The sequence below is a fragment of the Xanthobacter agilis genome (assembly GCF_021730435.1).
Taxonomy (GTDB): Bacteria; Pseudomonadota; Alphaproteobacteria; order Rhizobiales; family Xanthobacteraceae; genus Xanthobacter; species Xanthobacter agilis.
The window spans coordinates 76,757-90,069 of sequence record NZ_JABWGX010000017.1; the positions used below are offsets into that span (position 1 = coordinate 76,757).

The 13,313-nt window shown below is 68.3% G+C and carries 14 protein-coding genes and 1 tRNA gene; 8 read left to right on the forward strand and 7 right to left on the reverse strand.

The annotated features are described in order from the left end of the window. Nucleotides 1–32: 32 nt before the first annotated feature. On the reverse strand, nt 33–1,004 hold the full coding sequence (locus HUW53_RS13520) for an antibiotic biosynthesis monooxygenase (protein WP_237346294.1): 972 nt from the start codon (nt 1,002–1,004) through the stop codon (nt 33–35). Nucleotides 1,005–1,316: 312 nt separating this feature from the next. Here HUW53_RS13520 and HUW53_RS13525 point away from each other — a divergent pair, with 312 nt between their 5' ends. Together HUW53_RS13525 and HUW53_RS13530 are read left to right on the forward strand one after the other, a co-directional pair. Continuing rightward, a complete protein-coding gene (locus HUW53_RS13525; protein ID WP_237346295.1) occupies nt 1,317–1,781 on the forward strand; it encodes a hypothetical protein in 465 nt (154 codons plus the stop codon). Between the two features lie 407 nt (nt 1,782–2,188). Beyond that, the gene (locus HUW53_RS13530; protein ID WP_237346296.1) at nt 2,189–2,494 is read left to right on the forward strand and encodes a hypothetical protein; all 306 of its coding nucleotides are present in this window, start codon (nt 2,189–2,191) and stop codon (nt 2,492–2,494) included. 135 nt (nt 2,495–2,629) lie between these two features. Here the strand turns inward: HUW53_RS13530 and HUW53_RS13535 are convergent, their stop codons facing one another. Next, on the reverse strand, nt 2,630–3,685 hold the full coding sequence (locus tag HUW53_RS13535) for a DUF5677 domain-containing protein (protein ID WP_237346297.1): 1,056 nt from the start codon (nt 3,683–3,685) through the stop codon (nt 2,630–2,632). A gap of 232 nt (nt 3,686–3,917) precedes the next feature. Between HUW53_RS13535 and HUW53_RS13540 the strand changes: the two genes are divergently transcribed. Continuing rightward, nucleotides 3,918–4,853, forward strand: coding sequence for a DUF817 domain-containing protein (locus HUW53_RS13540; protein ID WP_237346298.1), 936 nt, complete (start codon nt 3,918–3,920; stop codon nt 4,851–4,853). A 10-nt stretch (nt 4,854–4,863) separates the two neighbouring features. Continuing rightward, nucleotides 4,864–5,268 (forward strand): ribosomal maturation YjgA family protein, encoded by a 405-nt coding sequence (locus HUW53_RS13545; RefSeq protein ID WP_237346299.1) that lies wholly within the window; start codon nt 4,864–4,866, stop codon nt 5,266–5,268. Between the two features lie 6 nt (nt 5,269–5,274). Here the strand turns inward: HUW53_RS13545 and HUW53_RS13550 are convergent, their stop codons facing one another. Then, entirely contained in the window at nt 5,275–6,441 is a 1,167-nt protein-coding gene (locus HUW53_RS13550) for a phage portal protein (protein WP_237346300.1), read from the reverse strand. Between the two features lie 151 nt (nt 6,442–6,592). On the opposite strand from HUW53_RS13550, the gene HUW53_RS13555 reads away from it, so the two are divergent. Beyond that, nucleotides 6,593–6,856: a hypothetical protein gene (locus HUW53_RS13555; protein WP_237346301.1), complete on the forward strand. Its 264-nt coding sequence runs from the start codon at nt 6,593–6,595 to the stop codon at nt 6,854–6,856. 31 nt (nt 6,857–6,887) lie between these two features. On the opposite strand, the gene HUW53_RS13560 is transcribed toward HUW53_RS13555, so the two are convergent. The 3 genes from HUW53_RS13560 to HUW53_RS13570 all read right to left on the reverse strand — a co-directional run bounded on the left by HUW53_RS13560 (nt 6,888) and on the right by HUW53_RS13570 (nt 9,804). Further along, nucleotides 6,888–8,264 carry a DNA-packaging protein gene (locus HUW53_RS13560; protein ID WP_237346302.1) on the reverse strand — a complete coding sequence of 459 codons (1,377 nt, stop codon included), beginning with the start codon at nt 8,262–8,264 and terminating at the stop codon, nt 6,888–6,890. Next, nucleotides 8,161–8,715, reverse strand: coding sequence for a hypothetical protein (locus HUW53_RS13565; protein WP_237346303.1), 555 nt, complete (start codon nt 8,713–8,715; stop codon nt 8,161–8,163). The genes HUW53_RS13560 and HUW53_RS13565 overlap by 104 nt, the downstream gene beginning before the upstream one ends. A gap of 129 nt (nt 8,716–8,844) precedes the next feature. After that, nucleotides 8,845–9,804: a GGDEF domain-containing protein gene (locus HUW53_RS13570; RefSeq protein ID WP_237346304.1), complete on the reverse strand. Its 960-nt coding sequence runs from the start codon at nt 9,802–9,804 to the stop codon at nt 8,845–8,847. A gap of 175 nt (nt 9,805–9,979) precedes the next feature. Between HUW53_RS13570 and HUW53_RS13575 the strand changes: the two genes are divergently transcribed. Beyond that, on the forward strand, nt 9,980–11,230 hold the full coding sequence (locus HUW53_RS13575; protein WP_237346305.1) for an Hsp70 family protein: 1,251 nt from the start codon (nt 9,980–9,982) through the stop codon (nt 11,228–11,230). Nucleotides 11,231–11,642: 412 nt separating this feature from the next. On the opposite strand, the gene HUW53_RS13580 is transcribed toward HUW53_RS13575, so the two are convergent. After that, nucleotides 11,643–11,719: transfer RNA gene (locus tag HUW53_RS13580), tRNA-Pro, on the reverse strand. 176 nt (nt 11,720–11,895) lie between these two features. Here HUW53_RS13580 and fabI point away from each other — a divergent pair. Both fabI and HUW53_RS13590 read left to right on the forward strand, forming a co-directional pair. Next, nucleotides 11,896–12,723: an enoyl-ACP reductase FabI gene (fabI, locus tag HUW53_RS13585; protein WP_237346306.1), complete on the forward strand. Its 828-nt coding sequence runs from the start codon at nt 11,896–11,898 to the stop codon at nt 12,721–12,723. Nucleotides 12,724–12,781: 58 nt separating this feature from the next. Further along, on the forward strand, nt 12,782–13,291 hold the full coding sequence (locus HUW53_RS13590; protein ID WP_237346307.1) for a hypothetical protein: 510 nt from the start codon (nt 12,782–12,784) through the stop codon (nt 13,289–13,291). Nucleotides 13,292–13,313: the final 22 nt, after the last annotated feature.

The following is a 13,313-nucleotide window of genomic DNA, read 5'->3' on the forward strand; positions in this document are numbered from 1 at the left end:
TGTTGAAACCGGTGGAATTGCGAAAAAAGACGTTAGCTCATTTTGACGAAGAGCGCGATCATCACCGCATAAAGGCAGCACAACAGCGCCGCGCCCGCGATGTCGGTCGGCAGCGCGCGCGTCGCGGGGCGCAGCCACCAGGCCAGGCGATCGCTGGTCCATGGCACGCAGGCGTTCAGGAGAAGAATGCTGACCACATTCGCCAGAAACAACGCGACGGCGAACGGCAGGCCGGCCCAGCCCAGAAGATAAGGCGACATCACGAAGGCGCCGAACAGGAACACCACCGGGTACAGCAGCAGGAGAACGACCATATTGGCCTTCCAGGCCGCCGGCCCCGGCGCCGCCGGATCGTTCGCGAACCATTGGTCGAAGCCGGTGCGGACCGTTCGCGCATGGAATTCCTGCGTGAAATCCCCCGCCTCCTCCAGAAGCCGCTGGCGTTCCGGCGCGTCCATCCAGGCCTGCAGGTTCTCCTCGGTGTCAAACCGCAGGATCGACAGGTAATCCGGCTGGATGCCCGGAATGGGCGGCTCGAACCGATAGCCCAGGAAGCCCTTGGCGCGGGTCTGCGCCGCCGCGATCCGCTGCTCCCACTGGCGATATTGGGGTTCGCAGCCGGGCCGGATCCGGGTCGAGATCACGATGGCGATGGGCGCCGGCAGCACGCGGGCATGCCCCTCCTTCAGGATATGGACGTCGTCGTTGCCGAACAGCATCCCCGCCACGCCGGCGATCCGGCGCTGCCGCTGCGGCGAGTTCAGCCAGCCCACCGCATCCGCCTCGCGCGCGAAGCGCTGGAGGATGACCCAATCCACCTGCTGCGGCGGACTGGGCGGCATCACCGTCTGCTCGATGAAACCGGGGAAGCTGGCGACGATCGCGCTGGTCTTCGCCTGCCAGTCGGCGAACGCGCGCGCCGCCTCCGGCCGGACGCGGGTCTGGATCACAATGGCAACAGTGCCCCCGCCGGCATCCGCCGCGCCCTCGGAGGGAAGCGTCATCGTCCGTGGCCCTGCGTCACCTTCGACCCCGCTCGCCGCGCCCCCGCCGATCCAGGCGCGCACCCCTTCCCCCGATAGTGTCAGAGCTCCGCTGTGTATGCAATGCGGGGACGCTGGCCGCGCCCGCTAGGCGACGGTGAGGGTCTTCGTTACGCATCGACCTTGAGCACAAGGCCGGGACAGCCCCGGCGCGGGGCGGCCGCTCGCGCGCGGGTTCGAGGCGGTCTGTTCGATCTGGCGCGCAATATGCCTGCTGGCGGGCCACCCGCACTTTCGTCGGGTTTCCCACGTCGAACCCTACAGGAGCTGACCTTGCCCGTATTGCAGGATACCCGCGCGGCGGTGACATTGGCACCCGCGAAGCCCACGGGATTGGCGGATCTGGGCGTGCCGCTGGTCGACACCACCACCGTCAAGAAGGGGCGCGTGCATGAGCATGAGCAGCTTCTGGCCGATGGCAAGATCGGCCGCCGCTACCAGGATCTCCGCGTCATCGCCATCAAGACGGTCGAGGGCGGGCTACCCTCCGCCAAGGTGTTCGTGCAATTCGAGGTGTTCGGCGACAATACGGCGATGCTGGCCGGTGGCGGCGTGTTCGATATCGTCCTGTTCGCCGGCGAGCGGCCATTGAGCAGCCGGACCGCCACCGGCCTGTTCATGCCCTATGCCAATTTCTGGTACCCGAACCGCTTCGTGTTCGAGGTGTCGCTGGACGATTTCGACCAGGCCGACCGCGTGGACGTCATCGCGAAGCCGGAAGAGGTGGGCGCGATCTAAGGCCGATCGAGCGCCCAGGCCGGGCCTGGTGGACGGCGCATCCCTTCTCCCGCGCGCAGGGTTCGGGAGGGGGCCGGGACGCTCCCTGTTCCTCACAAGAGGGGCCTTGAGGGCACACCGGCCCTTCAAGGTCCGCCGCGCCTATCCCCCGCGCGCCTGCCCCCTCCCCTGCCCTCCCCCGCAAGCGGGAGAGGGGGCGGCGGTGGGCGAGGGGGCGGCGGTGGGCGAGCCGTTCGCCGCGCGCCATCGGCCCTGCCCCTCCGGCCTTGCCCCTTCCGCCTTGCCCCGCGCCGAAGGTCGGCCGGGTCCGGCCGGCGCGCGCCCTTGCCATCCCCTCCGCGACCGCGCCCCGCGGAGCCCCCCCCAGGCGCGAAGACCCAGACGCGAAGACCCAGGAGCGAAGACCCATGAGCTATCCCCTTGTGAAGCGCGTGCCCCACCGGCTGCTCGGCGACATGCTGCGGATGATGTTGAGCGACGCCGTCTTTTTCGACCTGACGCTGGAGGAGGGCCGCACCTTGTCGCGCGCCTTCACCGCCGTCGCCCACGACTGGCGCCGCACGGACGCCCTCTATCTGAGCCCCGTCGCCACCGACACCGCATTCTCCGCCGCCGTGACGAAAGACGGCGTAGCCGTGGAAACCCCCGATGGCCCCCACCACCTGAGTTGGGACGATGTGAGCGAACTGGCGGAACGGCTGGCGGTGGTGTGAGGGGGGCGGATGGGGAGGGGTAACGGGACAGGATGAGCCTTAGCTGCCTCTGAGCAACGTCTACTTGTTCGCCGTGTGGCGGTTTAGCTTCACTTTCGCCCTATCCACTCAAGAAGGCTAGAGGGATGCTACCGGTTATGTTTTGCTTTTTCTCTTTTTCGCCGCCCGCAGCGTCTTCTCTTCCAGTCGAGTGGCTAGTCTATTCATGCGGGTAGCCATGCGCATCAATACGCCTGCGCATACAACGCGGTCGAAGTTGGGCCGTGTGTTAAGGTAGAGCGTCGTGACTTCCGCGAGGCTCATCGATGCGAGTGTGAGGGGGCCGACCATACCCGCGTTGCTGGATCCGACCAGTAGAACGTGTTCCACGCTTTCCGCAACGCCTAGCAACGCGTCATAGGGACGATGGTTGCTGTGGATGTGCTGCGAAGCGTACTTGTAGATGGATCGAGCTTCTGTTTTGCCGGCCCGCTTCTCCAAGTCCTCAAAGGTGGGCATCGGTTTGCCGATCAACTCACACCCCCAGCCGTAGTGCTTCTTGAGGTCGCTTCCGAAGCGCGACAAAGCATAGTCAGCCCGCTCCTTGGTCGCCTGCAACTCGACATCGTCCGTCAAGTCGTCTGGATCGATATCCTTCGCGGCCTGTACGTCGGCATGCGCGAGATACCGAAGAGCAAGGTCTTGACCTTCTTGCCTCAAAAGGGTCGCCATAACAGACAGCTCATGCATGGTCCGCCAACGCGTGAGAGCGGCATCAGCGAAGCCGCCCTTCATAAGGCAAATCATCTCCTCGCCGACTAGGAGTGATTTAGCGTGGATGGAGCTAATGGCTTCAAAAACATAGTCTTGGGTGAGAACGGCATCAGCGCGAAAATGCTGATGGAAATTACGCCCCATTTCCTCGCTGCAGACCCACAGCGTCTCGATCAGATCGAATGCCTTACGCCATCGGCAAAGATTCCGGGTTTCGAATGCAGCCTGAGATTTACGCCGCCAGGCCAGCATCTTCGGCGCACGCTTCAGGAGATCCTTGCTGATCGCCGTCGCGGACTCTTTGGCGAGCTTCAAAATAAGCTTCCGCTGCTTCTTTGGCAAAAGTGCCGCGAAGGCCTGATCGCCAGCGAGTTTCGAGGCGACCACCGCCTGCAACTGATCCATCGGCCATGCTTGGTCTGGCTCCTGGCTGGACATGTTCGGTTCCTCGGCAACGGATTCATAATGGTCTGAGAAGCTTGAATCATAACGACCGACACTACGCAAATTTGTGGGGACGCACCCTAGGTGTCGATGTGTCTTCCAGTCCGGACACCAACCTCGGCTCCTGGCGCATCCCGCCCCCTTCCATCCCCCCCAACACAACCGGCTTGAAATCGTCCGGCTGAAGGTTCAAGTGCCGGGCGGGGCATCCGGGGATTGTGGATTCATGCCGACGACACCTTCTTTCGCGGCGCACGCCAGCGCCCGTTGGCCGCTGCTGGCGGCGCTGGCGGGGCGGGAGGCGCGCATAGGCGCGTGGTTCGCCCGCCGGGGCCGGTTCAGCGCCGGGCTTTACGAATTCCTTCGGTTCGGCGTCAAGCAGGGCTGGGCCTGCCTGTTCGGCGGCATTCTGCTCGGCCTCATCATCGCGACCCGCCTGTGGTACCCCCAGCATGCGGCCCTGCCCCGCTATGACGCGCTGGTCATCGCCAGCATCGTGGTCCAGGCGGCCCTGCTGGGGTTTCGCCTCGAAACCCTGGAGGAAGCCAAGGTCATCCTGGTCTTCCACATCGTCGGCACGGTGATGGAGCTGTTCAAGACCGGCACCGGCTCCTGGCACTACCCGGAGGCGAACTATCTGCGCCTCGCCGGCGTGCCGCTGTTCTCGGGCTTCATGTATGCGGCGGTGGGCAGCTATATCGCCCGCGTCTGGCGCCTGTTCGACTTCCGCTTCACCCGGCATCCGCCGCTGTGGGCCCTGGGCCTGCTCTCGGCCGCCATCTATGTGAACTTCTTCACCGATCACTTCGGGCTCGACCTGCGCTGGGTGCTGGTGGCGGCGGCGGTGGTGCTGTTCGGCCGCACCACGGTCTATTTCAAGGTCTGGATCGTCCATCGCCACATGCCGCTGCTGCTCGGCCTGTTCCTGGTCGCGCTTTTCATCTGGTTCGGGGAAAATATCGGCACCGGCGCGGGCGCCTGGCTCTACCCCCACCAAGTCGGATCCTGGACCATGGTGTCCCCCAGCAAGCTCACATCCTGGTTCCTGCTGATGCTGATCTCCTACACCCTGGTCGCCACCGCCATGGCGCGCCCCCTCCGCACGGCCGTGGATCATGACGCGCAGCGCCCCGCCCTGACGCGCCAAGGCGACCCGGCATGAGGCGCCCAGCATGAGATGGCCCGGCATGAGGCCGGCGCTGCTCCACCTCGGCGCGGCGCTGATCGTCATGGCCTGCGGCCTCGTGTGGCGGCTGGTGCCCATGGGGCTGCCGGGCTTCTTCCTCAATTATGGCGGCGGCGTGCTGTGGGGCGCCATGGTGCTGCTGCTGGTCGGCGCTGTCCTCGGCGGGCGTGGGAGGGGGTGGATCACCCCCCTCGCGGCGGTCGGGATCGCGCTCGCGGCGGAGCTGTTCCGCCTCTATCACGCGCCCGCGCTCGACGCCTTCCGCACCACGCTCGCCGGCGCCTTGCTGCTGGGGCGCATTTTCAACCCCTGGAACATCGTCGCCTATGGGCTGGGCATCGCCTTGGCCTTGCCGCTCCATGTTCTGATCCGGAACACGCGGGGGCGGTGAGGCGCCTCACCCATACCCCACCGCCGCCCGTTTCTCCGCGTCGCTGAGGAAGTCCGCGGCGCCGACGCGGGTCCACAGTTCGGTGCGCTCCATGGCGAGGGCTTCCACCTGGTCGAAGTCGGGGACGAGGCGCAGGGTGCCGCCGAAGGCGGGGGCGAGCCAGTTGGAGAGGCCTTCGGCCATGCGTTTCACCAGCGGTGCCACGCTCTGGCGCCACAAAGCGCGGTTGGCCTCGGCGTAATTGGCATAGGTGTTGTCGCCGGGAATGCCGAGCAGCATGGGCGGCACCCCCACCGCCAGCGCGATTTCCCGCGCCGCGGAATTGCGGGCGGCCTCGAAATCCATGTCCTTGGGCGACAGCGACAGGGGCCGCCAGTCGAGCCCGCCTTCCAGCAGCAGCGGCCGCCCGGCATTGGTGGCGCCCTGGAACGAGGTTTCCAGTTCCCCCTTCAGCCGCTCGAACTGCTCCTCGCTCAGCGCCCCGGTGCCGCCATAGACCAGCGCGCCGGAGGGGCGGGCGGCATTGTCGATCAGCGCCTTGTTCCAGGCGCTGGCGGAATTGTGCAGGTCGAGGGCCTGGGCCGCCGCCTCCAAAGGCGGGAAGCCGTAATAATCGTCAAGCGGATTGAAGGCGGTGAGGTGGAGGATGGCCGGCACGTCGCCGCCCTCGACCACGCTCGCCTGCGACAGGCGCAGGGTGCGCCCGCACAAGGTGTAGTCATAGGCTTCCGGCCAGCCGTCCGGCCCCGGCACCACGCGCATGCGGTCGGGCCGCAGCACATGCAGCTCGCGCAGGCGCCCGTCCACCGCCACCACCTCCACATAGGCATTGCCGGCCACCATCAGGTGGCTCGCCAGCGCCTCCATCAGGGATGAGCCGGTCAGGCGCGGATTGGGCCGCGCCAGAAGGTCGAGCAGCGGATGGGTGTCGATCTCGCGCGGGCCGTCCATCAGCAGCAGAGGCACGGTTCCCACCGCCTCGCCGATCAGCCGCACCGCGCGATAGGCGATGGCGTTGCGGGCGAACCCCTCGCGGGCGAGCGAGGCATAATCGCGCGGGCTCCAGCGCGCCTTGCCGGTGGAGAACAGCGCCACCAGCGCCGCGGTGCGGCTCGCCTTGGCCTCGGGCGGGGCGGATTTGTGCCGGAACGGCGCGAAAAGGGCGGCGAGCATGAGCGGCTCCAAGACGACGGAGGAAGCAAGGGGAGAGACCCCGGAAAAGCCCAGGGATAAGCGGCCCGGCGCGCGCCGGGGACGCCCCAGGCCGGTTCCCGGCGGCGTGGAAAAAGCGTAAGGTCATGGCGTAGCGGCACCAGGAGGGCGCATGCTGTACGCGCTGGTTCTCGTCATCTCCACCACCACCCGCATCCAGCAATTCACCCCCGGACCCGATTGGCCGGTGCAGGTGGGATCGAGCTATGTGGCGACCGTGAACTCGCAGCAGCTCATCGCCTATTACGAGACCGAGCGCGCCTGCCAGCGCGCCGCGCGGCGCCCCACCGCCGCGTGGCCCCGGCGCGCGGAAGGCCAGACCATCCGCCCCATGTGCGTGCTGGTGGAGGTGCCGCCCGAACCCCCGGTGCGCTGAGCGGACGGGCGGGACACGGCCGGCGCGCGGGCTACAATTCCCGCACCCGTGGCACCGCCACCGGCCGCCCCAGGGCCAGGGCTGTCACGGCCCACACCAGCGCGTCGAGCCGGTCCGGCGAGCGGCCGGAGCTGAGGCCGTCTGGCCCGAAATCACACAATTCATCCTCCAGCGCCGGAAAGGCGCCCACATGGCGCACCCGGCCCTGCTCGTAGAGTGCGGCCACCGGCTCGGCGCGTAGGAACTTGCCGCGGGTGGCCCGCACCGGCTCCACCGGCACGGCGGGATCCACCTCCGCCAGCACCGCGCGCACCATCTCGCCGCCCTGGTTCACCTCGGCCACCACCACATCGGCCTCCAGGCGGTGGAACAGCGCCACCGCCCGCGCCGCCCACTGGGCCGGGCGCAGGCCGGCGGCGCTCTCGTCCGCCAGCACATGGACCAGGCCGGCGCCGTCGATGCCGGCGCAGACGATGCCGCACGCGTCCGCCCCCGCGCGGGAGGAGGCCGGCGGGTCCACCGCCACCGCGATCCGCCGCAGCGGCGGGGCGGCGGCGGAGCGCGCCAGCTCCAGGGCCGCGCGGGTCCACAGGGCGCCGGGCCGGTCCTCGATGATCTCGCCGTCCAGCTCCTGCCGGCCGAGCCGGGTGCCGCCGTAGCGGGCCAGCACCTGGGCCAGGAAGCCGGGGGCGAGGTGAAAGGCGTTGTCGGTGGTCCGCGCCCGCGTCACCACGGTGGAAGGATCGGCCAGGATGCGGCGCAGAAGATGGGTCGGGCGCGGCGTGGTGGTCACCATCTGGCGCGGATGATCGCCCAGCCGGAGGCCGAACTGAAGCATGTCGAAGGCCGCCTCCCCGCGCCGCCACTTGCCGAGCTCGTCGCACCAGGCGGCGGCGAACTGCGGGCCGCGCAGGCTTTCGGGATCGTCGGCGGAAAAGCCCTGGGCCACCGCGCCATTGTGCCATTCCAGCCGGCGCCGGGTGGGCTCCCAGCGGGGCCGCTCGGCATCGGTGTGGACCGAGAGCAGGCCGGAGACGCCTTCCACCATCACCTCCCGCACATCGGCGAAGGTTTCCGCCACCAGGGCGATGCGCCCCACCGGACGGGTGGCGAACGGCGGCCGCCCGAGGGCGAGCCCGCGCACCCATTCGGCCCCGGCGCGGGTCTTGCCGGCGCCGCGCCCGCCCAAAACCAGCCAGGTGGTCCAGGGGCCGCCGCCCTCGGCGGCTCGCGGCGGCAATTGATCCGCCCGCGCCCAGAACGCCCAGTCGGACAGCAGCGCCCGCAGCTCGCCCTCCGACAGCTCAAGAAGGAAGCGGGTCGCCAGGTGCGGTGTCGTCCTCGCGCAGACGCTCAAGGCGGCGCGCAAGCTCGCGACGGAACTCGTCGAGATCGCGGACGGTGTCATCGGCGTCCTTCCGGGGTTTGTCGGCGGCATCGTCCTCGGCGGCGACCAGCTCGCGCACGGTGCGGGCGATCAAGGCCAGGGCGCGGGCATCCTTTTCCGCGTCGGCGGCGAGGCGTGGCGGCGCGCCGCCGCCCTCGCGCGGTGCCGCGTTCTCGACGCGGGCCTCGATGTCGGCCACCTGGCGTTCCGCCGCCCGCCACAGCCGCGCCAGCAGGCGCGTGCGGGGCGGCGTATCGGGACGCGGGAGGAAGGTCTTCGACGCCCGCCGGCCAATGGGCGCAACGCGGATGGTGCCGTCGGCGTCCACTTCCCGGTCGATCCAGTGATAGGCGGCGCCGGTGGAAAGTCCGGTGCGCGCGCAGATCTCGGCGATGGGCACGCCCTCGGCGTAAAGCCGACGCGCGAGCCCGGCCGACGCGGGCGTCTGCCGACGCGGCGGTGGTGCTGCCATGGAGATTTCCGAAGCTGGAGGCTCAAGAAGCGCCGGCCGCGCCAGACGCAACTCTCGAACATGGCAGAACCCTACCCCGGCAGCGCACCGCTGTCAAGGACTAAATTCCCCTGAAACGGAAAATTAGGATCAAATACCCTCACCATCCCGCACCCGAGCGGGTTCTTCGAGCTGCACGCGATTGCGGCCGGCCATCTTGGCCGCGTAGAGCGCCTTGTCGGCGCGGCCATAGATCGCCTCGAAATCATCCTCCGGCCGCACCGCGGCGATGCCGCAGGAGAAGGCATAGGCGAAATCCGGCATCTCCTCGAGCGGGCGGGAGGCGCGCACCAGCGCCAGCATGCGCTCCACGATCACCACCGCCTCCTCGATCGCGGTGTCGGGCAGCACCAGCACGAACTCCTCCCCGCCGACCCGGCCGAAGCAGTCGGAGCGCCGCACCTGACCGCTGATGCGCCCGGCGAAATCGCGCAGGATCGCGTCGCCCGCCTGATGGCCGTAGCGATCGTTGATGTATTTGAAATTATCGAGATCGAGCACGCACAAGGTGCCCGGCACCCGCGCGCCCTCGCCCGCCGCGCATCGCTCCAGCATCTCGGCGATGCGGGCGATGACGAAGCGGCGGTTGGCGACCCCGGTGAGATCGTCGGTATGCGCGGCGCGCAGCGCCTCGTCCCGGTCGCGCCGCACCGCCCGCACATCCGCCCGAAGCTGGGTGATGTCGCAGCCGACGCTGAGCATCCAGCCGGCCGCCGACACGCTTTCGTGCACCAGCAGCCAGCGCCCGTCCCGCAGCTTGGCCTCGATGGTGCGGCCGGCGCCGCCCTCCTCGATGCGGGCGGCGGAGGCGATCCAGGCCTCGATCTGCGCCGCGTCCATCACCGCCCCGACATTGACGGCGGCGCCCACGTTCACCGCCGCGTTGCGGCACATGACCTCGGACCAGGACAGCGCTTCCCCATCCTCGATACCGTAGGCGACGCGATATGCGGCGTTCGCATACCGCAGGCGGCCCTGGTCGTCGAAGGAGGCGAGCAGAACGGGACTCTCCTCCTGGAGCTGAAGCAGATGGTCCGCTAAATCAGTCATGATGGTACCGAACATAGCCGAGAAATGCGTGGGACGGGAGACGGCGATGAAAAGGATGACGCGCGCTCCTCACATGGCACCGGCCCCGCACCCACGCGACGCGCATGGCTGTCGCCCTGTCATCATCTTGAAATGAGTCGGCAACTCTGGTGTGAACCCCGCTCTGGAGATTGACATGAGCGCCTGCGGCCTGGATTTCGGCACTTCAAACACCACTCTCGGCCTTTTCAGAGGCGGCCGGGCACTGCTCTGCGCGCTGGAAGGGACCCATGTGACGGTCCCGAGCGCCGTGTTTTTCGGCGCCGACGGCACCTATCGCATCGGCCGCGCGGCCATCGACGCCTATGTGGAAGGCGTGGAAGGCCGGCTCATGCGCGGGCTGAAGTCCGTGCTCGGCAGCGCCCTGATCGAGGAGGCGACCCGAATCGGCCGCGAACGCGCCCCGTTCCGCGTGGTGATCGCCCGCTTTCTGGCCGAGGTGAAGCGGCGTGGCGAGGCGGTGGCCGACCGGCCCCTCGATGCGGTGGTCCATGGCCGCCCGGTGCATTTCGTCGACGGCGACCCGGACGCGGACCGCAAGGCGGAGGCGACCTTGCGCACCATCGCCGGCGAGATCGGCTTTCGCGAGATCGTGTTCCAATACGAGCCCATCGCCGCCGCCCTGGATTACGAGCAGCAGATCGACACCGAGGAGCTGGCGCTGATCGCCGATATCGGCGGCGGCACCTCCGACTTCTCCATCGTCCGCATCAGCCCGGACCGCCGCGCCCGCGCCGACCGCGCCGACGACATCCTCGCCAATGACGGCGTGCACATCGGCGGCACCGATTTCGACCGGGTGCTGAGCCTTGCCACCCTCATGCCCCTGCTCGGCTACGGCAGCCCCATGCGCACCAAGGCCATCGACGTGCCGTCGGGCTATTTCCACGACCTGGCGAGCTGGCATTCCATCAACCGGGTGTACGAGCCCAAGGTGGCGCGGGAAATCCGCGAGGTGAAGCGCGACGCCATGGAGCCGGAGCGGCTGGAACGGCTGGAGCAGGTGATCGAGGAGCGGCGCGGCCACGCCCTCGCCGGCGCCGTGGAGGCGGCCAAGATCGACCTCGCGGCGGCGCCCGAAGCCCACATCCCGCTCGGCTGGATGGCGGCCGGGTTCAAGCTGGGGGTCAGCAGCCAAGAGCTCAAGGACACCACCGCCGACCTCGCCGCCCGCATCGCCCGCCGCATCGAGGCGGTGCTGAAACAGGCCGGAGTGGGGCCGGAGCGGATCGACGCCCTGTTCCTCACCGGCGGCTCCACCCGGCTCGCCCATGTGCGCGCCGCCATCACCGCCGCCCTGCCCGCCGCGAAGGTGGTGGAGGGCGACACCTTCGGCTCGGTGGGCATCGGCCTCACGGTCACCGCCGCCCGGCACTTCGGCGCCTGAACGCCCGCCGCGCCCCCGCTGCGGCCGGGGCGCGCGGGCGGGGCATGGATCTGGCCTCCGTCGGAACAGCCTCCGGACACGGCGCGGCGCGCGCCCCCTTTCAGAAGAGGGCACGCACAATTGCGGTGGAAAGATCGGGACCAAATAGCCCTGCGTCGGGCCGGTGTCGGATGGCTTCAGCGCTGCGGAGGCCGGGTGCCGCGGGGCACACCGTGGCGACGCCCGCCAGGCCGTCCGCCGCGGTGCGAATCATCCCGCTCCGCACCGCGAAGACTCGACATGCGCGCATCGCGCATGCGTTCATCCGCGCCCCGGCCGGCACTCATTGCTGAATATATTTTTGCGGATCCTTCAGATCCCTCGGCATCGATCTCATCGACCTGGCCACCGGACAGAGAACTGCCGGTATACCTGGTCGGAGTGGCAGGATTTGAACCTGCGACCCCCACGTCCCGAACGTGGTGCGCTACCAGACTGCGCTACACTCCGTGCCCAGGACGATGCGTCTAACATGGCCTTTTGCCCGGATGCAAGTGCCAAGTTGAGCCTTGCTCGCTTGAACGGTGGATGGCCCCATGCCATAGGAAGCCGGCCTATGGGTCACGTCCCGCGCGGGACGTTGGCCCATGTGGCATCAACGGCTTGAGAATCTGGAGTATGGGCAAATGGCGACGGACGGTTTCGCGAGCGGTCTCCTGAAGGGCAAGCGCGGGCTGATTCTCGGTGTCGCCAACAACCGATCCATAGCCTACGGAATCGCCAAGGCCGCGCGCGCCGCCGGCGCCGAGATCGCCCTCACCTACCAGGGCGAAGCGCTGCGGAAGCGGGTGGAGCCTCTGGCGGCGGAACTCGGCGGACACCTGGTCGGCCATTGCGATGTCACCGAGCCCGAGACCCTGGACGCGGTCTTCGCCGAAACCGAGAAGCTGTTCGGCAGCCTCGATTTCGTGGTCCACGCCATCGCCTTTTCCAACAAGGACGAGCTCGACGGCCGCTATGTGGACACCACGGCCGACAATTTCACCAAGACCCTGTTCATCTCCTGCTACTCGTTCACCGCGATCGCCCAGCGGGCGGAGAAGCTGATGAACAAGGGCGGGTCGCTGCTCACCCTCACCTATTACGGCGCCGAGAAATGGATGCCCCATTACAACGTGATGGGCGTCGCCAAGGCCGCGCTGGAAGCCTCCGTGCGCTATCTGGCCGCCGACCTCGGGCCGAAGGCGATTCGCGTCAACGCCATCTCCGCCGGCCCCATCAAGACCCTGGCCGCCTCCGGCATCGGTGATTTCCGCTACATCCTGAAGTGGAACGAGCTGAATTCCCCGCTGCGGCGCACCGTCACCACCGACGAGGTGGGCGATACCGGCGTGTACCTCCTGTCTGATTTGTCACGAGGTGTGACCGGAGAGGTGCACCATGTGGACGCCGGATATCATATCGTTGGCATGAAGCACCCCGACGCGCCCGACCTCGCGCTGGTGCGCGATTGATCGAGCTTTAAAGGCGTCACGCGAAGCCGCGCCGCACGCGCGGATGAGGAGAACGATCATGCGGACAGCCCTGCGCCTTGTTCTCGCCACCCTTGCGCTGCCGGTCGCCCTCGGCGCGAGCGGCGCCGGCGCGCAGAGCCTGCCCACATTGGAACAATATCCGCTCCGGGATCGCGTGTTCGGACCTGGCGGCGCGTTCTTCCCGAACTATGTGACGCCGAGCATGCCCGGCATCTCCTACATGACCGGCATGGGACCGGCCGCCCGGCTGCCCAAGGGCGCCATCTTCGGCGCCGCCACCATGGATTTCCTGTGCCAGCAGAGCCAGGCGCCCACCATCGCCGTGGTGTCGGCCCCGCCGGGCGCCCGGATCAGCGTGAGCTTCGGCCCCTTCGTCGCCACCGGAACCGACGGCGGCGCGACCAATCCCTGCCTCGGCCATCCCGCGAAGGGCGCGGTGGTGAGCTTCAAGGGCCGCCGCGCGCCCGGCCAGAGCGTGACGCTGCGCGTCACCTATCCCACCCTCGGGGCGTGGTACGACCACGTCGTGCCGGTGCCGGCCCGCTGATGGCCGGCACGACAGTGGCGGC